We start from the raw sequence: 18,723 nt of genomic DNA on the forward strand, positions 1-18,723 counted from the left end.
AGACATTCGTGCGACCGCAATACCATTATGCTGCCGCAGCCAACTGGCTGAGCGATCCCAATGGCCTTGTGTTCCACAAAGGCGAATGGCACCTGTTCTACCAATATAATCCTTACGGCGAAGACTGGGGGCATATGTCCTGGGGCCACGCCGTCAGCACCGACCTTGTCCAGTGGACCGAATTGCCGGTCGCAATAGCCGAAACATCCACTGACCTGATATTCTCGGGCTCTGCGGTCAGCGACCCGGAAAACGCCGCCGGTTTTGGCGGTGACGCGCTGATCGCGCTCTACACGGCGTCGGCGGCAAGCGGCCCTCCCCGGCAAACCCAGGCCATGGCCTTCAGCACCGACGATGGTCGGACCTGGCTGCAATTCGCCGGCAATCCGGTCATCGATTGCGATTTGGCCGATTTCCGCGATCCCAACGTCTTCTGGCACGAGCCGACCCGCCGCTGGATCATGGCCGTCGCGCTGTCCGCCGAAAATCGCGCTTTGCTCTACGCGTCGCGAGACCTGAAGGAATGGACGGAACTGTCGGTGATCGACGGCGTCGATGCGCCGGGTCGTGTCTGGGAGTGCCCCCTGCTTATCGAGTTGCCCGTCGACGGATCCAGCGAAACCCGTTGGCTTTTCAAGGTTGACGCGCTGCACGATGGCCCCGGTTCGGGCGCGATCTACCAGACCGGCACCTTCGATGGGCACTGCTTCAAGCCGGATGAATCGCCTTCAGCCGACAGGTGGCAAGTTGCCGATCACGGCAGCGACTTCTACGCCGCGATTGCCTGGCACGAGCCGCGCGATGCAGCCGGTCGCCCGGCCTGGATCGGGTGGATGGGCAATCACGCCTACCAAGGCCGCCTTCCCCGCATCGGCTGGCGCGGCGCCATGAGCCTGCCGCGGCGGCTTTCCTTCAAGCGAACCGGAACGAGCTATTGCTTGCGCCAGGAAATCGAGCCCGCCGCACGCGCAGCCGTTCCGGCAGGAGTCTTGCAGTCCGCTGCCATTTCCCAGGCCGCGGCCCTCGAACTGGACCTGGCGACGGATTTTGCTTTGACCATCAGCGATGGCGATGGCCGGTACTTGCGGATCGAGCGCAAGGCCGGTTTCTTGTCTGTTGTCCGCCGCGATCCTTCAGCGCCATTTCTGGACGCCGATCGGACCGCGACCCTGCCAGCCGATGGGTTGCTGCTTCTTCTGCTCGATTTCGGAAGCCTCGAATTGCTGACGGGCGACGGTTGTACCGCCTTGACCTTGCAGCACCGCCTCATCGGCGACCCCCTGGCAATGCAATTCGAGCAACTGGCGACGACTACTGTCTAGACAGTATCCCTTCTGACGAGAAAAGGCTGCATCTCGACCGATTGCGCTTCACGGCCGGCGATACGATCGCAAAGCAGGTTGACCATCGTGCGCGCTCCGGTCGTAATGCTTTGGCTGATGGTGGTCAGCCGCGGCACCGTCTGCTCGGCAAGGGGAACGTCGTCGAAGCCGATGACTGAAACGTCGCGTGGAACGACCAGTCTTCGATCGGCCAGTGCCGCAACGCAATGCATGGCGATCAAATCCGACCCGGCGGCAATGCCATCGACCTGCTCTCTGACCCGATCGATATGCGCGGCCACTTCGTCAGCCATCCCGTCGATCGCAAGATGGGCACCCAATTCCAGCGGAGCGGCAAGTCCGGCCGCTTGCGCGGCTTCGCATAGTCCGAGAAAGCGTTCGCGCAATTCCGGAGCGGACGAGTCGCCCATGAATGCCAACCGCTTGCGTCCCGCTGCGATCAGGCATTCGCCCGCCAGCCGTCCGCCCATGCGATTGTCAACGCCAACCGAACAATGACGTTGCAAGGGTGTATGAGCACCCCAGACCACCAACGGCCGATACCCGGCGGCGACTCTCTCGATCGTGTCGAACTGGTTCGACTGGCCGATGATCAGAACGCCATCAAGCATGCCAGAACCGATGATCCGATCCAACCAGTCCTCGTCGTCGGGGATCACGCGGCTGAGCATGACATCGTACCCTTTCTCCGACAGGGCACCCGCCAGACAACCGACGATTGTCATGAAGAACGGGTCGGACAGATACTGCCGTTCTTCGTGCCCCAACGGCACGACGATGCCGATAACGCCTGTCTCCTGAACGCGCAGGCGCCGCGCCATCAGATTGGGACGATAGCCGTGGTCGCGCGCCAGCCCCTGAATTCGCTCTCGCGTTTCCCTTTTCACCAAGGGACTGTCGGCAAGCGCACGCGAGACGGTGCCGGGGTTCACCCCGGCAAGGGCCGCAAGCTGCGTAAGGTTGCGCACGCGTTTCATCGACTGGGCCGCCGTCTGACTGATCGGGACGGACTTGCGGGCATTGGATGACTCCCTGAGAATCGGCGTCGGATACGGACTGCGCTGGGTGTTGGATGGTCACCGCTCGGCTCCGCTATAAGCCATGTTCCCGAACACAAACAAACGATTGCGAAAAATTGATTGCAAACGTTTGTTATGCGTGTCAATGAGACGCTCGACTTGCCTCAGGTGAGCACGATCCTGAACGAAGGGGAGAGGGTATGAAGAAATCCATTCTGCGCGCTTGCGCGTCTGCCGTAGCACTGGCGGCCGCAGCATCGATCGCCGCGCCGACTTTCGCACAAGACGCGGCGGCGCCGGCTGACAGTGAGGAAACCGGTCTCGACGAGATCGTCGTCACCGCATCGGGACGCGACAAGAGCCGGCTCGACAGCTCCGTTTCCGTAACCAGCGTCGATGCTGAACTGGTCGACGCGTTCAAGCCGAGCTCCGAAGCCGAAGTGTTCCGCATGATTCCCGGCATCCAGGTGCCCGGTACGTCCGGTCCGGGCGGCAACTCGAACATCGCGGTGCGCGGCCTCCCCGTCGCAACCGGGGGCTCGCCGTTCGTCCAGATCCAGGAGGACGGGCTGCCGGTCGTGCTGTTCGGCGATATCCAGTTCGGCAACAACGACTACTGGACGCGCTTCGACGCCAGCGTCGAGCGGGTTGAATCGGTTCGCGGCGGCGGCTCGACGACCTTCGCCTCGCAGGCTCCGGGTGCCGTCATCAACTACATCAGCCATACCGGAAAGAAGGAAGGGGGCTTTGTCTCGCTTTCCAAGGGCGTGAACTACGATGAAACGAAGGTCGATTTCCGCTACGGCGGTCCGATCAACGACACGTTGCGCTTCCACCTCGGCGGTCAGTTCAAGACCGGTCGCGGTCCCCTTGGCGCCGATTTCAACGTCTCCGATTCGATCCAGGTCAAGGGCAACGTGACCCAGGACATCGCCGACGGCAATGGCTACTTCCGCCTGCTGTTCAAGGTCGCCGACACGCAGGAGCCGAACTACACCGGAGCACCGGCGCTCGCGACCCTTAGCGGCAACAAGATCAGCAATGTCCAGCCCTTCCCCGGCTTCGATGGTCGAAACAGCTCGAACTATTCGATCTACAACCGGGACTTCCTGATCTACAATCGGACCGGGCAGCTTGAGCGCGTCGAGATGAGCGGGATCAGCACCAAGCAGACCCAGCTCGGCGGCCAGCTTCATTACGAGTTCGACGGCGGCGTCACGGTCGACAACAATTTCCGCTGGTCGAAGCTCAGCGGCAGCTTCGCATCCCCCTTCCTCAACGTGCGTCGCGCAGCCGGAATCGTCGGTTCGACCGTCAACGGCCAGGTGGTCGGCTCCATCCGCTATGCCAGCGGGCCCAACGCGGGCCAGGTTTTCACCGGGACCTATGTCGACGACAACGTCAACGTGCGCACCAATATCCGCGACCTTGGCAGCCTTGCCAACGACCTGACGATCGCCGGCAAGTTCGCACTGGGTGCGTTCGACCTGACGGCGCGTGGCGGCTTCTTCTACATGAACCAGGACATCGCGATGGATTGGCACGTGAACAAGTCCTTGCGCGAGGTCAGCGGCAACAATCCCTCGCAACTCGACCTGTACAACACCGCTGGCGCGCGGATGACGGTCGAAGGCATCTCGGGCTACAACAACAACTGGGGCAACTGCTGCGCCCGCGACTATGACCTGTCCTACACCAACACCGCGCCTTACGCGGCGCTCGAACTGGATTCGGACGATTTCGCGATTGACGGTTCGGTCCGCTTCGAGAACATCAAGGCATCGGGTGGCGGCCGTACCGGCGGGGCGGAATTCAACGTCAACTCGAACGGCGTGCTGATCCCGACCATGACGGCGAACGGCGCAAGCGAAGTGCTCGATTACAGCCGCAACTACGTCAGCTGGACGGCTGGCGCGCTGTGGAAGGCCAATTCGAATACGAGCCTCTTCGTCCGAGCATCGCGCGGCGGGCGCTTTAACGGGGACCGTCAGACCTTCGGCGGAAAGATCGCCAGCAACGGCGCGCTCTGCACCGGGGCGATGGCGGCGGCCGGCACGATGGGCTGTTCGGCCGATGGGGTCACGCCGTCGGTCGACTTCGTCAAGCAGTACGAGCTTGGCCTGAAGAACCGCGGCGATCTTGCTGGCGGGCGCTACACCGTCGAAATCACCGCTCTGAAGGGCAACTTCAAGCAATCGACCTTCGAACTTTCGGCAACCCGCTGCCCCGGCGGATCGGGTGGCTGCGTGATCGACGCGCGGTACAAGTCGTATGGCGCCGAATTCTACGGCACCTACAACAATGGCGGATTTACGCTGGTCGGCAACGCCACCTGGACCAAGGCGACCCGTTCGGGCGTCGGCTCCGGCGGTACTCCGACGCCGTTCACCCGCGCGCCCTACATGCCTGATCTGGTCTACACGGTGCAGGCCAATTACGACATTCTCGATGCCGCGACACTGGGTCTCAATGTCACCGGCCAGACGAGCATCATCGACGATGCCGGCCGGCAATACCCCGGCGGCGCAGTGGTCGGCGTGAACCTGCGCGTCATGCCGCTGAGCAACATCGAACTGGGCATCCAAGGCTACAACGTGTTCAACCGCTACGACCTGCGCGGAAGCGGAAACATCGCGGACGGATCGACCAGTCCGATCGTGTTGGGCACTGGCCCGGCGCTTGGTCGCACGTGGACCGCATCGGTCAAGTACAGCTTCTGATCGGGTCGCAATGCTCCGTCGAAGGGCATGCGCAAGGAAGGAGAGGCAGCCGTTGGCTGCCTCTCCGCACTTGTCCGGAAGGGAGCGTAACGACTAGAATCAGATATGTCCGCGAGCCGTTCCCTCGATGGTGCCAGCCTCCGCGCGAGCGCTTTCGCTCTGCGCGAGGGCCAGGACTACGTCGCGGCAGAGAGACTGTTTGCCGCTGGGTCCGCTGCCTTGCCCAACGACGCCGCGCTGGCCTTCGGCTTGGCGCAGACCCGGTACGAACTGGGCCATGACGCCGCGGATCTGTTTGCGCGGGCCGAAAGCCTCGTGCCGAACCACCCCGACATCGTGCGCAACCACGCGCTGGCGCTGATCTCGGAAGGCCGCCAGGCCGAAGCAAGGGACCTGCTGGAATCCCGGCTGGCCCGCCATCCCGACTGGCTCGACGGTCACAAGGCGCTTGCCACGTTGAACTGGACCAGCGGTGACAAGACCGGCTTCACCGACCATCTGGCCGCAGCGTGCCGCGCCATGCCGCACGCGCAACCGCTGTGGATGGCCTGGTTCGGCAATCTTGCCCAGGCCCGTGCCTGGCTGGCCGCCGAACAGGTGCTGGACGAGGCCGAGCGGCACCTTGGTGCCTTGCCAGCAATCGAAGTCTCTCGGTTGTTCGTAGCAGTGGAAAGCGAAGCCGCCGATGCCCAGGCGCGAATTGATTCAACGGCGCAGTACCGCGGCGACATTGCCAGCCTGTGCCGCATCCGCCACGCCCTGCGCCGCGGCGAGCCACACCGTGCCGAGGCCGAAGCGCTGCCGCTGACCAGCGGTGCGTCGGCAGCGCTCTACTGGCCGTACCTGTCGCTGGCCTGGCGGTTGCTGAACGATCCCCGTGCGCAGTGGCTTGACCGGCCGGACGAACTGATCCGCACGTTCGACTGCGGGTGGAGCACCGAAGAACTCGAGAATCTCGCCCGGACCTTGCGCGCATTGCACACGGCGCAGGAACCCTACATCGAGCAATCAGTACGCGGCGGAACCCAGACCGATCGATCTGTACTGCTGCGACACGAACCGGCGCTCCAGGATATCAAGGCACGGCTGCTCGACCTGATGCGCGATTATATCGGCAGCCTTCCGCCACACGATCCCGGCCACCCCTTGCTGAGCGCGCCTCGAGCTGGACGCCTGCCGATCACGGGAAGCTGGTCGGTGCGCCTCGCCAGCCAGGGCTACAACGTCCCGCACACCCATGCGATGGGCTGGTTGTCGACCGCCTTCTACGTTGCCCTGCCCGATCCCGAAAGGATGGGGCAACCGCCGGCAGGCCATATCGCGTTCGGCGCTCCCCCTGTCGAATTGGGCCTTGACCTGGAACCCTATCGAACGATCGCCCCGCTGGCTGGACGGCTTGCCGTCTTTCCCTCCACCATGTGGCATGGAACGGTGCCATTCGACGAGGGCGAGCGCCTTGTCATTGCATTCGATATCGGAAAGCCCACAAAACCATGACGCGAAAGGATAATTCGATCAGGTCAATCGTCATCGTGGGCGGCGGCACTGCCGGCTGGATGGCGGCGGCCGCGCTTGCCAACGCCATTCGCACCGGTTGCACGATCACTCTGGTCGAAAGCGACGAGATCGGCACTGTCGGCGTTGGCGAGGCAACAATTCCTCCGATCCGGACGTTCAACGAAGCGCTGGGCATCGACGAGAACGAGTTTGTCGCCGCGACCCAGGGCTCCTTCAAGCTGGGGATCCAGTTCGTCAATTGGGGCAAGCTCGATCACAGCTACTTCCACCCCTTCGGCACCTATGGCCGCAATTTCGACTTTCTCCCGCTCCACCAGTACTGGCTGGCTGCCCGAGCAAGCGGCGACGCACCCGGGCTGGACGATCTGTGCATGGCCTGGGCGGCGGCGCAGCGCGGGAAGTTCTGCCAGCCTTCGCACGACCAGCGCAGCGTCCTTTCCACGTTCGACTATGCCTATCATTTCGATGCCGGGCTCTATGCCCGCTACCTGCGCGGCTATGCCGAGGCGCGAGGCGTCACGCGGCTCGAGGGCAAGGTCGGCGATGTCACGCTCGATGGTGGAAGCGGCCATGTAAGCTGTGTGACCATGCAGGACGGGCGCCGGGTAGAAGGCGACCTGTTCATCGACTGTTCGGGCTTTCGCGGGCTGTTGATCGAAGGTGCATTGAAAACGGGCTACCAGGACTGGCGGCACTGGCTGCCCTGTGACAGCGCCATGGCCGTGCCGTGCGAACGGTCCGGAGAATTCACGCCCTACACCCGCTCGATCGCACGCGATGCCGGGTGGCAATGGCGCATTCCGCTGCAGCACCGGATCGGCAATGGCCACGTCTATTGCAGCAGCTTTATCCAGGATCAAGCCGCCGCCGATGTGTTGATGGCCAACCTCGACGGAAAGGCCCTTGCGGATCCGCGCAAGCTGTCGTTCGTAACCGGGCGGCGCAACCTGTTCTGGAACCGGAATGTCGTTGCGGTCGGCTTGTCCGGGGGGTTCATGGAGCCGCTGGAATCGACGTCGATCCATCTCATCCAGGCTGCAATTTCGAAACTCATCGCCTTCTTCCCCGACCGATCGTTTGATCCACTGGTGATCGAGGAATACAATCGCATCGCCATCAACGAATTCGAGCGGATCCGCGATTTCATCATCCTCCATTACAAGCTGACAAGTCGCACCGACAGCGAGCTGTGGCGCTATTGCAGCGCAATGGAGGTCCCTGACACGGTGACCTGGAAGATCGAGCATTTCCGGCGCAGCGGGCGATTGATGCAGCGCGACGCCGACCTGTTCGGTCCGCCGAGCTGGCTGGCTGTCCACATCGGCCAAGGCAACCAGCCCGAAAGTGCCGATCCCCTTCTGGCCCTGCGCGGGATCGATCACGCAGACCATCTGCGCAAGTTGGAAGGCGCACTGGCTCGCGCGGCCGAAACCATGCCGAGCCACGCCGACTACATCGCCCAGAATTGCTCCGCTTCATAACGGACCCTGCCGGTTTCACTGTCCCAGCTTGCGTATCGAGGCATCAAACAGTCCCCTGCGCCTGGCTGAGCCGCTTCCAGGTGAAAAGTTTCCGGCGAAACCGTCAGGTGCCCTTGTCGGCCCAGTAAAGCCGCGCCGGATTTTCGACAAGCATCCGCCGTTGTAGGTCTGCAGTCGGTGCTATGCGCGGGATCATGTCGACGAGGTGACCATCGTCCGGGATGGCATCCTGCATGTTGGGATGCGGCCAGTCCGTGCCCCACAAGCAGCGGTCGGGGTAGTCGGCGACCAGCGGCGCGACCGACCTTGCGAAATCGTTCCACGGATCGCCTGAGGAATCGAGCCGATCGGGGCAGGTCGCCTTGAACCATATATCGTCGCGCGTCTCGAGCAGAGCGCGGAAGGCCCTCATGTCGCGGCCATCGGTGCCTTGCGACACATCAGGGCGCCCCATGTGATCGATCACCAACGGAACGGGAATCGCGGTCATGAAAGGACGAAGCTCTTCAAGAATATCGGCCTCGAAATAGATCACGACGTGCCACCCCTGCGGAAGATGCCTGGCAACCTCGAGAAACTTGTCCTTGGGCGCGTCATCGACAAGGCGCTTCAAGAAGTTGAACCGGATACCGCGGATGCCGCCATCGTGCAGTTTCTGCAATTCGGCCTTTCCGATCGCCGGATCGACCACTGCCACGCCGCGAGCCTTGCCGTTCGACCTGGCAATCGCGTCAAGCGTGGCGGCGTTGTCGGTGCCGTGGCAGCTTGCCTGGACGATAACGTTGCGATCGAAGCCAAGATGGTCGCGCAGCGCGAACAGCTGCTCGGGTCCGGCGTCTTCGGGAAGGTACTTGGCCTTGCCGCTGAACGGGAACTGCGCCATCGGCCCGAACACGTGGCAATGCGCATCGACGGCCCCCGCAGGCGGCGTGTAGCGCGGCTTCGACGGCGCCGCGTGCCAGCTTGTGATCCGGTCGCTCATGCGAACACCACTCCATCCATCAGTTTGCGCGCCGTGCGCAGCAAGGCGGCGCTTGCAACAGCCCCCCTCTCGTCCGTCTCGAGAACGCAGGTCATCTCGCCAGTGGGATGTTCGACCGAAAGCGACTTGCGCTGCCCTTCAGGGACAACGGCCACGTCGGCGGCAGGCGACCCTTCGATCAGGCAGGCGGTCGCAACGCTGACGGCGCCCAGCACGCCGATCGTGGCGTGGGCGCGGTGGGGAATGAAGCTGCGGACAGTCACCGCCCCGCCGCCGCGAGGCGGCGCCACGAGCATCATCTTGGGCACCGACTTTTCGCGGACATCGCCCAGGTTCATCCGCTCGCCTACGGCCAGGCGGATCGTTTCGATCCGTGCCTTCAGTTCGGAATTGCCGTCTAGCCAGTCACGATCCTCGTAACCGGTGATACCAACATCCGCCGCCTTCATGACGACGCAGGGCATGCCGTTGTCGATCAGGGTAACCGGCACGCCTTCGACCACATCGACCGCGTTTCCGGTCGGCAGGAGGGCGCCGCAGGACGAACCGGCCGTGTCGCGAAATTCGGTCGGAACCGGGGCGTGAGATCCCGGCACGCCATCAATCGCGGCATCGCCGGCGTAGGTCACGGTTCCGCCAGGGGTCTGCACGGTCGCGACTGCGACCTGTCTGGTGTTCTCCATATAGATGGTCACGGGGGTTTGGTCCCCGCGTGCCGCTACCAGCCCGCGTTCGATCGCGAAGGGGCCGACCCCAGCCAGGATATTGCCGCAGTTCTGCGCGTCGGTGACGATTGCCTGGTCCACGAACACCTGGAGGAACAGGTAGTCCACGTCGATGCCGTCGCGCTCCGATCGGCTGACCACGGCGACCTTGCTGGTCAGCGGGTCAGCCCCGCCCATCCCGTCGATCTGGCGCGGATCTGGACTGCCCATGATGGCGAGCAGAAGTGCGTCTCGCGCGGCCGGATCGCCGGGCAGGTCGTCCTTCAGGAAATAGCCTCCCTTCGACGTGCCCCCCCGCATCCACATGCAGCGTACGCCGCCGTCAGACATATTTGAGGCCTTCCTTTTCGAGACGTTCGCGCATCTTGTACATGTCGAGCCCGAGTACGCCGGACGCGAGCTTTTCGCGCTTTTGGCCTTCGTTCGCCTCGCGCGCCTGTGCTGCGGCAAGGACTTCGGCTGCCCTGGCGCGCGGCACCACGCAAACACCGTCGTCGTCGGCCACGATTACGTCCCCGGGGTTGACCAGGGCATTGGCGCAGACGACCGGGACATTGACCGATCCCAGCGTGTTCTTGACGGTACCTTGCGCGCAGATCGCCTTCGACCAGACCGGAAACTGCATCTCAGTCAGGTCGCGCACGTCCCGCACGCCTGCATCGATGATCAGGCCGCGGCATCCCCGCGCCTGCGCCGAGGTTGCCAGCAGATCGCCGAAGTATCCGTCCTCGCACGGAGAAGTCGGTGCAAGGAGCAGCACATCACCCGCCTTGAGCTGTTCGATCGCGACATGAACCATCCAGTTGTCCCCGGGAGGCGCGCTGATCGTCACCGCGCTGCCGGAAATGCGCGCGCCGGAGTAAATCGGGCGCATGTAACTGGCGAGCAGGCCGGTGCGCCCCTGGGCTTCGTGGACCGTCGCCACGCCGCAGCGTGCGAGACCGTCGACCACCTCGGGCGCGGCACGCTCGATTTTCTGCACCACAACACCCATCGCCCGCTCTCCTGTCAGCAATTCGAAGATTGGTGATGCCCGAGGCGCCGTGGATAGGGAAAGAGAATGTGTGACCCGGCAATTAGTTTTCGCTAAGATTGGTTGATGCAAGTCTGGGACCTAAACCTCCGTCACTTGAGCGCAACCGCGCAGATCGCGCGACTAGGCACCATCAATGCGGCGGCGCAGGCTGTCGCTCTGACCCAGCCCGCCATAACGCAGGCCTTAGCACGGCTGGAGCGGGAGATCGGCTTGCCGCTGTTCGAACGGCGCTTCGACGGCATGACGGCGACCCGGGCCGCCGATGCCCTGATCCCACGTATCGAAGCGGCGATGGGCCATATTGCCAGCCCGCATGTCACGATGGCCCGGTTGCGTGCCTTGCTCGCCCTCGCCGACGCGGGAAGCTACGCCGGGGCAAGCGCGCTCACCGGTCTTTCCCTGCCTTCGCTGCACCGGGCCGTGAACGATCTTTCCCTGGCGATGCGCAGAACACTGGTGCAACGCCGCGGCAAGGGCGTGGCGCTTACCGATGCCGGCGCATCGCTGGCCCGGTCGTTCCGGCTGGCGCGGGTCGAACTGGAAACCGGACTCGCCGAGCTTGAAGCGCTCAAGGGCCGCGAGACGCGCCGCATCGCGATCGGCGCCATGCCGTTGTCGCGGGCGCGCATATTGCCCGCGGCGGTCACGCGCTTCCTGCGCCGTTTCCCGCAAGTGCGGATCGCGATTGCCGAAGGATCGCGCGCCGAACTGGTCGAGCCGCTGCGCAATGGCGCGCTCGACCTCATGGTCGGCGCCCTGCGCGAGCCGCTGCTCGAAGCCGATCTGGTGCAGAAACCGCTGTTCACCGATCTGCCGGCTGTCATCGGCCGCAAGGGCCACCCCCTCGCCGCCGGTCCGGCGGGCGTGTCAGACCTTGCGGCATATCCGTGGACTGTGCCCAGCAAGGGAGCGCCGCTGCGCGACAGCTTCGACCGCTTTTTCGCGGTCGCCGGTGTCGAACCGCCCAGCGTGCCGATCGAGTCCGGATCGGTCATGATGATCCGCCAGATCCTGGTCGACAGCGATTTCCTGACGATGCTGTCGCCTGACCAGCTCGCGGTCGAACTGGAAGCGGGCTGGCTGACAAGGATCGCCGACCTTCCTCCCGAGCTTGGCCGCACCATAGGGGTGACGACGCGTGCATCGTGGCGACTTACCGAGGTCCAGCGTGAGTTCATGGCCGATCTCGACGCTGTCGCGGCCGAAATGGGCTGAGCGGTCAGGCCGGTTCGAGCAGCATCGTTGCCCCCGCGGTGTTCGAGATCGGGATATGGTAGTTGCGGTGAATTTCCCGGGCGCTGGGCCCCAGAGCGCCACGGGCCGCGATCCAGTTGAGCACCTCGACGCCCTGGGTGCCGGCCTGGCGGACGATTTCGTGGATCGAATCGCGGGTCAGGGCGTCGGGTTCTGCAGCAAGCTTGTCCATGCAGAATGTATCGTATTCGCGGTTCATGAACCCGGCCCGTTCGCCATCGAGCTGGTGCGACAGGCCCCCGGTCCCGATGATCACGATCCGTTCGGCGCCTTGCCAGGATTGGAGCGCGCGGTGGACAGATCGGCCAAGGGCCAGGCACCGCCGGGCCGAAGGCAATGGGTGCTGGACGGTGTTGATCCCGATTGGCACGACCCGCACCGGCCACTGGTCGGCGCCCGGCCAAGCCAGTTCGAACGGGATCGACAGGGCATGGTCGACCAGCATTTCCTGGCAGGTCACGGGATCGAACTCGTCCGCGACCAGCTGCTCTATGACGTGCCAGCTGAGCGCAGGGTGGCCCTTCATCGACGTATACACCGGCAGACCCCAGCCTTCGTCGGCATTGTGGTATTCCTCGGCCGCGCCGACCGCAAAGGTGGGCATCTTGTCGAGGAAGAAATTGAGCCCGTGATCATTCGAGAACGTCACGGCCACGTCGGGCTTCATTTCGGCGAGCCATTCGTGAACGCGCGGAAAACCGTCGAAGAACGGCTTCCAGTAGGGATCGTCCTGCGCCCCCCGGTGGATCGCTCCACCGATCGAGGGGACGTGACTGGTGAAATAGGCGCCGACGACTTCCGCCATGGCTTGTCTCCTTCGTTCGGTTCTTCAGGCCTGATCGAGCAACATCTGCTTGAACGCCGCAACGCTCATTCCGGTTTGCATTGCGCCGACGTCCTGCACGTTCAGGCCGAAGATCCCGGCAAGCTTCGCAAGGTAATAGATGTTGCCACCCGCTGCGATCATCCCCAGCACGTCGCGTTCGGCGACGGCCCGCCTCTGCCCGGGAGTCAGGCGGTACCTGGCACAGTAGCCCTCTTCATCCGCGAGGAAGGCTTGCCGGTTCGCTGCTTCGTTGAATGAATAGCACATTGCGTTCAGCGCGTAGCCCTTCCGTGCGGCCTCGCCGTCGAACAGCGTGGTACCGGGGATCGGCTTGCCGGGCTTCCCGATCATCGCAGCAATCGTCATCGCAGGTCTCCTTCGCGCAAAGGATTTCCGGCAAAGCAGCGCTGCCGCGTTGATCTCGATCAAATTGCCCGCACGGCTCGTTCCCCGGCTCTGTCTTTGAAACACAATTAGCATCATATTATATCTTTGGGCACCTTTCGATTTGTTGATCGATGCCGAACGGGTCAGGGAGAACGCGTGCATACGGACGTCACTCTCATCGGCTTTGGCGAGGCCGCGTCGACCTTCTCACGCGCGGCGCGATGGGCCGGTCGCGCTCGGTCGTTCGATATCCTTCCGGCCCGCGCCCGCGCGATGGCTGATCTGGGCGTGCAGCACGACGATTGTGTCGAACGCGCCGTTTCTGAGGCAGACCTTGTCCTTTCGCTGGTTACCGCTGACCAGGCGCTTGTTGCGGCACAAGCTGCAGCACCGCATCTCCCTGCCAATGCGATATGGTGCGACATGAACTCCGTAGCGCCGGAGACGAAGCGGAGCGCGGCCGACGCGATCCAGGCGGCGGGCGGTCGCTACGTCGATGTCGCCGTGCTGGCCCCGGTCGAACCCGCACGCCTGACCGTCCCGATGCTTCTTTCCGGGGCCGATGCCGATGAGACGAAAAGTCGCCTTGCCGCGCTGGGCTTCACGAATATCCGGGTGGTCGGAACCGAGATCGGCAGGGCCAGCGCGATAAAGATGATCCGCTCCGTCATGGTCAAGGGGGTCGAGGCATTGACCGATGAAATGATGGCAGCCGCCCGCGCGGCCAAAGTCGAGGACGAAGTGCTCGCCTCGCTCGACGCCAGCGAGAAGGCGCAGCCCTGGCCGGTACGAGCCGCCTACAATATCGAGCGCATGACCACCCATGGCGCGCGCCGCGCCGCCGAAATGGAGGAAAGCGCCAGGACGCTCCTCGCGCTCGGCGTACAGCCCGTGATGACCCAGGGCACCATCAAGCGTCAGCGCGACGCGGCAGGAAAGACACCCGCATGATCATCGATTGCCACGGCCACTATACCGTCCTGCCCAAGGCCCACGACGCCTGGCGCGAGGAACAGAAGGCAGCGTTCAAGGCGGGAGTCGATGCCCCGCCCTACCCCGCGATATCGGACGACGAGATCCGCGAGACGATCGAGGCCAACCAGCTTCGCCTGATCCGGGAACGCGGCGCTGACATGACGATCTTCTCGCCCCGCGCCAGCGCCATGGCACCGCACGTCGGCGACCAGTCGGTCGCGGTGAAATGGGCCCAGGTCTGCAACGATCTGATCGGTCGCGTAGTCGGCCTCTATCCCGAGGTGTTCGCCGGAGTTTGCATGCTGCCGCAATCGCCCGAGGCGGACATGACCAGTTCGATTGCCGAGCTGCGGCGCTGCGTCGAGCAGATGGGATTCATCGGCTGCAACCTCAACCCCGATCCCGGCGGGGGTCACTTCAGGCATCCGCCTCTTACCGACCCGTACTGGTTCCCATTCTACGAGACGATGTGCGAGCTTGACGTGCCGGCGATGATTCATGTCTCCGGAAGCTGCAATCCGGCGATGCACGCGACTGGCGCCTATTACATCGCAGCCGACACGATCGCCTTCATGCAATTGCTGGAAGGCGACCTGTTCGGCCGCTTTCCGAACTTGCGCTTCATCATTCCGCACGGGGGCGGCGCCGTGCCCTATCACTGGGGGCGCTATCGGGGCCTGGCCGACATGCTCAAGAAGCCCGATCTGTCGAGCCACCTGATGCACAACGTGTTTTTCGATACCTGTGTCTACCACCAGCCGGGGATCGACTTGCTGGCTGACGTCATCGAAAACAAGAACATCCTGTTTGGCAGCGAGATGGTTGGCGCGGTGCGGGGGATCGATCCGATGACCGGCTTCTATTTCGACGACACCAAGCGCTATGTGGACGCGCTCGACATTTCCGATGCGGAACGGCACGCGATCTTCGAAGGCAACGCCCGCCGGGTGTTCCCGCGGCTCGACGCCCAGCTCAAGGCAAGAGGATCATGAAACAGGACATCCACGAATATCTCGCCGAGTTCGAGGACATTCCGGGCACCCGCATCTACACCGCCGCGCGAGCGCGCAAGGGTTACCACCTCAACCAGTTCGCGATGAGCCTGATGAAGGAGGAAAACCGCGAGCGGTGGAGGGCGGACGAGCGCGCCTATCTCGAACAATGGAAACTCAGCGACGAGCAGAAGGACGCCGTGCTTTCCCGCGATTACAACCGGATGCTCGATCTGGGCGGGAACATCTATTTCATGTCCAAGATCTTTTCGACCGACGGCATTTCCTTTGCCGAAGCCTGTTCGACGATGACCGACATGACCTTCGAACAATATCGCCAGATGATGCTCGAAGGCGGGCGGCTACCGGGCGGCAACCGCTCGATCAAGGGGGGTTACTGACATGGCGCGCATCACCGCCGGGGTCGGCTCGAGCCATGTCCCGTTGCTGGGCGTAGCGGTCGATCAGGGCAAGACCCGCGACGACTACTTTGGCCCGATCTTCGCCGGTTACGACTGGACCCGCGAATGGGAAAAGGCGACGAAACCGGACGTCGTGATCCTGGTCTACAACGATCACGCCTCTGCCTTCGATGCCAACATCATCCCCACCTTCGCGATCGGTTGCGGCGAACTTTACAAACCAGCCGACGAAGGCTGGGGACCGCGCCCTGTGCCCGATGTCGTCGGCCATGCCGACATGGCCTGGCATATCGCGCAGTGCCTGATCCTCGACGACTTCGACATGACCATCATCAACGAGATGGATGTCGATCATGGCCTGACCGTTCCTCTGTCCATGATGTTCGGCACGCCGGACGCGTGGCCGGTCAAGGTGATACCGCTGGCGGTCAACGTCGTTACCTATCCCGTACCCTCGGGCAACCGCTGCTGGGCACTGGGCGAAGCGATCGCGCGTGCAGTTGAAAGCTACCCGGAAGACCTCAACGTCCAGATCTGGGGCACGGGCGGCATGAGCCACCAGCTTCAGGGACCACGGGCGGGCCTGCTCAACCGCGAGTGGGACAACCGGTTCATGGACCTGCTGATCGGCGACAGCCAGGAAGCGCGCGGCATCCCGCATATCGAATACCTGCGCGAAACCGGCAGCGAAGGCATCGAAATGGTCATGTGGCTGATCATGCGCGGCGCGCTCGGCCGCAAGACGCGTCTGCTCCACCGACACTACCACATCCCTTGCAGCAACACGGCCATCGGCCACATCGTACTGGAACCCGAAGCATGAGAATCGCGCTTGCCGGCGCCGGAGCCTTTGGCGAAAAGCACCTCGACGGCCTGACGAACATCGCCGGTGCCGAAGTCGTCTCGATCATCAGCGGATCGGCCGATCAGGCCGCCGCGGTTGCGGCAAAGTACGGCGTCGGTCATTCGACCACCGACCTGTCCGAGGCCTTGGCGCGCGACGATATCGACGCGGTCATCCTGTGTACCCCGACCCAGATGCACGCCGCCCAGGCGATAGCCTGCATGGACGCGGGCAAGCACGTGCAGGTGGAAATCCCGCTGGCCGACAGCCTGGCCGATGCCAAGGCGGTAGTCGCCAAGGCGAAGGAAACGGGCCTGACTTGCATGGTCGGCCACACCCGGCGCTTCAATCCATCGCATCAGTACGTCCACAACCGGATCGTCGCGGGCGAATTCGCCGTCCAGCAGATGGACGTCCAGACCTACTTCTTCCGCCGCAAGAACCTCAACGCCAAGGGCGAGCCGCGGTCATGGACCGATCACCTGCTGTGGCATCATGCGGCGCACACGATCGACCTGTTCGCCTATCAGGCCGGGCGAATCGTCCAGGCCCATGCGATGCAAGGGCCCAAACACCCTGAACTTGGCATCGCGATGGACATGTCGATCCAGCTGAAGAGCGAAAGCGGCGCGATCTGCACGCTGTCGCTGTCGTTCAACAACGACGGGCCGCTCGGCACGTTCTTCCGCTACATCGGCGATACAGCGACCTACATCGCGCGCTACGACGACCTGGTGAACGGCAAGGAAGAGCCGATCGACCTTGCCGGCGTCACCGTCTCCACCAACGGGATCGAGCTTCAGGATCGCGAGTTCATCGCCGCGATCCGGGAAGGCCGTCAGCCCAATTCCTCAGTCGAACAGGTGTTCGATTGTTATCGCGTGATCGGGCAGCTGGCCGCCGATCTCGACCGGCAGGACGGCTGGTCCTGAAATGCCGTGGCGGCGGCGCCGGGCGCCGCCGCCTGTGCGCCGCAATCAGTTGGCGCGGTGAAGCCTGCCGACGGCCAGCGCGCCCATTGCCGCGATGGCCAGCGGCACCACGAAGATCCCGAACACGGCCACCAGCGGCCAGTTCTGCGACAGCGCCCAGCCGCCCACGATCGGCCCGGTAAAGGCGCCGATCCGCCCGATCCCGAAGGCCCAGCCGATCCCCGTGGCGCGCACCGCATCGGGGTAAACCTGCGCCGCAATCGGATAGACGAGGTTGAACCCGCCCTGCAGGGTGATGCCCATCAGGAAGGCGGTGATCAGCACACCGATCAGCGGCATCGCAACGCCGCCAAACACCAGGAAGACGATCGCGGCCGCACCCAGCAAGGCGCCGCAGAGGCGATGAACGCTCATGCGCGTTGCAGCGACGCTACCGACGAAGGTGCCGGCAAAGGCCCCGAAATTGTAGATCGAGCTGGCTATAAGGGCGTTGCGCTCGGGCAGGCCGGCCTCGATCGCCAGCTTGGTGATCCAGCTGGTGATGAAATAAAGCGCCATGAACCCGCAGATCGTGGTCATCCACAGCAGCAGCGAGGCCTTGCGGCGATGACCGGCGACGGTTTCCGCCAGTGTGTGCTTGGCGCCTTCGGGCGCGGCGGTGACCGAATGGGGCAGGACGAAATAGACGATCGGCACGAAGATCGCCGATACGACCGCGGTAGCGACCAGCATGGCTTCCCAGCCATAGATCGGCAGGGCCCAGGCCGCGACGAACCCGGTGATCATCGCCCCGATCGGATAACCACCCTGCAGCACGCCGACGGCGAAGTTGCGGTGCTTGAGAGGCGCAACGCGCGCCGCGATCGCCGCGATGCAGGCGAGCACCGTGCCAATCCCGATCCCCACGAAGAAACGGATCCCCGCCAATTGCGACACCGAAGTCGCGTGGCTGCTGATGTACATCGCGATCGCCATCAGACCGATCGCCACCATGATCATCCGCTTGCGCCCGAACCGGTCCGCCATCGGTGCCAGGCCTAGTCCACCCAGTGCCATGCCGGCCAGCCCGGCACTGAACACGATCGACAGTTCGGCGGGCGAAACGCCCCACGATTTCTGCAGCCCCGGCGCGATGTACGAGACGATAAGCACATCCATCCCGTCAACCATGTTGAGGATGAAGCACAGGATCACGATCATGGCCGTCTCGCGCGTCCACTCCCCTTGCTGGGTGTCATCGGCAGAAACGGTAGGAGCGATTGCCATC

At 63.6% G+C, this 18,723-nt stretch carries 17 protein-coding genes; 10 read left to right on the forward strand and 7 right to left on the reverse strand.

The window, feature by feature from the left end; genetic code table 11:
• Window positions 1-8 precede the first annotated feature (8 nt).
• On the forward strand, window positions 9-1,322 hold the full coding sequence (locus tag B0I00_RS16205; RefSeq protein WP_100868449.1) for a glycoside hydrolase family 32 protein: 1,314 nt from the start codon (window positions 9-11) through the stop codon (window positions 1,320-1,322).
• Here B0I00_RS16205 and B0I00_RS16210 read toward each other — a convergent pair.
• Window positions 1,319-2,320 carry a LacI family DNA-binding transcriptional regulator gene (locus tag B0I00_RS16210; protein ID WP_100868450.1) on the reverse strand — a complete coding sequence of 334 codons (1,002 nt, stop codon included), beginning with the start codon at window positions 2,318-2,320 and terminating at the stop codon, window positions 1,319-1,321. The two genes, B0I00_RS16205 and B0I00_RS16210, sit on opposite strands and share 4 nt — an antisense overlap.
• 242 nt (window positions 2,321-2,562) lie before the next feature.
• Between B0I00_RS16210 and B0I00_RS16215 the strand changes: the two genes are divergently transcribed.
• The 3 genes from B0I00_RS16215 (at window position 2,563) to B0I00_RS16225 (ending at window position 8,081) form a co-directional block, all read left to right on the forward strand.
• Window positions 2,563-5,082, forward strand: a complete 2,520-nt coding sequence (locus tag B0I00_RS16215; RefSeq protein WP_100868451.1) for a TonB-dependent receptor — start codon at window positions 2,563-2,565, stop codon at window positions 5,080-5,082.
• Between the two features lie 105 nt (window positions 5,083-5,187).
• A complete protein-coding gene (locus B0I00_RS16220) occupies window positions 5,188-6,579 on the forward strand; it encodes a putative 2OG-Fe(II) oxygenase (RefSeq protein WP_100868452.1) in 1,392 nt (463 codons plus the stop codon).
• Window positions 6,576-8,081 carry a tryptophan halogenase family protein gene (locus tag B0I00_RS16225; protein WP_100868453.1) on the forward strand — a complete coding sequence of 502 codons (1,506 nt, stop codon included), beginning with the start codon at window positions 6,576-6,578 and terminating at the stop codon, window positions 8,079-8,081. Before B0I00_RS16220 ends, B0I00_RS16225 begins: the two co-directional genes overlap by 4 nt.
• A 103-nt stretch (window positions 8,082-8,184) precedes the next feature.
• Here the strand turns inward: B0I00_RS16225 and B0I00_RS16230 are convergent, their stop codons facing one another.
• The 3 genes from B0I00_RS16230 to ligK are packed head-to-tail and all read right to left on the reverse strand — an operon-like array spanning window position 8,185 to window position 10,782.
• Window positions 8,185-9,063, reverse strand: coding sequence for an amidohydrolase family protein (locus B0I00_RS16230; RefSeq protein WP_100868454.1), 879 nt, complete (start codon window positions 9,061-9,063; stop codon window positions 8,185-8,187).
• Complete coding sequence (locus B0I00_RS16235) at window positions 9,060-10,118, reverse strand: 4-oxalomesaconate tautomerase (RefSeq protein WP_100868455.1); 1,059 nt, start codon at window positions 10,116-10,118, stop codon at window positions 9,060-9,062. The genes B0I00_RS16230 and B0I00_RS16235 overlap by 4 nt, the downstream gene beginning before the upstream one ends.
• On the reverse strand, window positions 10,111-10,782 hold the full coding sequence (ligK, locus tag B0I00_RS16240; RefSeq protein WP_100868456.1) for a 4-carboxy-4-hydroxy-2-oxoadipate aldolase/oxaloacetate decarboxylase: 672 nt from the start codon (window positions 10,780-10,782) through the stop codon (window positions 10,111-10,113). Before ligK ends, B0I00_RS16235 begins: the two co-directional genes overlap by 8 nt.
• A 105-nt stretch (window positions 10,783-10,887) precedes the next feature.
• Here ligK and B0I00_RS16245 point away from each other — a divergent pair, with 105 nt between their 5' ends.
• Entirely contained in the window at window positions 10,888-12,039 is a 1,152-nt protein-coding gene (locus B0I00_RS16245; protein ID WP_100868457.1) for a LysR substrate-binding domain-containing protein, read from the forward strand.
• A gap of 4 nt (window positions 12,040-12,043) precedes the next feature.
• Here the strand turns inward: B0I00_RS16245 and B0I00_RS16250 are convergent, their stop codons facing one another.
• Window positions 12,044-12,883 (reverse strand): class III extradiol dioxygenase family protein, encoded by an 840-nt coding sequence (locus B0I00_RS16250; protein WP_100868458.1) that lies wholly within the window; start codon window positions 12,881-12,883, stop codon window positions 12,044-12,046.
• Window positions 12,884-12,907: 24 nt separating this feature from the next.
• Complete coding sequence (locus B0I00_RS16255) at window positions 12,908-13,333, reverse strand: protocatechuate 4,5-dioxygenase subunit alpha (RefSeq protein ID WP_232730320.1); 426 nt, start codon at window positions 13,331-13,333, stop codon at window positions 12,908-12,910.
• A 114-nt stretch (window positions 13,334-13,447) separates the two neighbouring features.
• On the opposite strand from B0I00_RS16255, the gene B0I00_RS16260 reads away from it, so the two are divergent.
• From B0I00_RS16260 to B0I00_RS16280, 5 genes are read left to right on the forward strand one after another with little or no spacing between them, the layout of a single operon-like run.
• Window positions 13,448-14,242: a DUF1932 domain-containing protein gene (locus B0I00_RS16260; RefSeq protein WP_100868459.1), complete on the forward strand. Its 795-nt coding sequence runs from the start codon at window positions 13,448-13,450 to the stop codon at window positions 14,240-14,242.
• Window positions 14,239-15,258, forward strand: a complete 1,020-nt coding sequence (locus B0I00_RS16265) for an amidohydrolase family protein (protein WP_100868460.1) — start codon at window positions 14,239-14,241, stop codon at window positions 15,256-15,258. The genes B0I00_RS16260 and B0I00_RS16265 overlap by 4 nt, the downstream gene beginning before the upstream one ends.
• The gene (gene ligA, locus B0I00_RS16270; RefSeq protein WP_100868461.1) at window positions 15,255-15,659 is read left to right on the forward strand and encodes a protocatechuate 4,5-dioxygenase subunit alpha; all 405 of its coding nucleotides are present in this window, start codon (window positions 15,255-15,257) and stop codon (window positions 15,657-15,659) included. Before B0I00_RS16265 ends, ligA begins: the two co-directional genes overlap by 4 nt.
• A 1-nt stretch (window position 15,660) precedes the next feature.
• Window positions 15,661-16,503 carry a class III extradiol dioxygenase subunit beta gene (locus tag B0I00_RS16275; protein WP_100868462.1) on the forward strand — a complete coding sequence of 281 codons (843 nt, stop codon included), beginning with the start codon at window positions 15,661-15,663 and terminating at the stop codon, window positions 16,501-16,503.
• Complete coding sequence (locus B0I00_RS16280) at window positions 16,500-17,456, forward strand: Gfo/Idh/MocA family oxidoreductase (protein WP_100868463.1); 957 nt, start codon at window positions 16,500-16,502, stop codon at window positions 17,454-17,456. Before B0I00_RS16275 ends, B0I00_RS16280 begins: the two co-directional genes overlap by 4 nt.
• Window positions 17,457-17,501: 45 nt before the next feature.
• Here B0I00_RS16280 and B0I00_RS16285 read toward each other — a convergent pair whose 3' ends face one another.
• Window positions 17,502-18,722: an MFS transporter gene (locus tag B0I00_RS16285; RefSeq protein WP_157812611.1), complete on the reverse strand. Its 1,221-nt coding sequence runs from the start codon at window positions 18,720-18,722 to the stop codon at window positions 17,502-17,504.
• Between the last annotated feature and the right edge of the window lies 1 nt (window position 18,723).

Origin of the sequence: Novosphingobium kunmingense (assembly GCF_002813245.1) — a bacterium.
Classification (GTDB): Bacteria; Pseudomonadota; Alphaproteobacteria; order Sphingomonadales; family Sphingomonadaceae; genus Novosphingobium; species Novosphingobium kunmingense.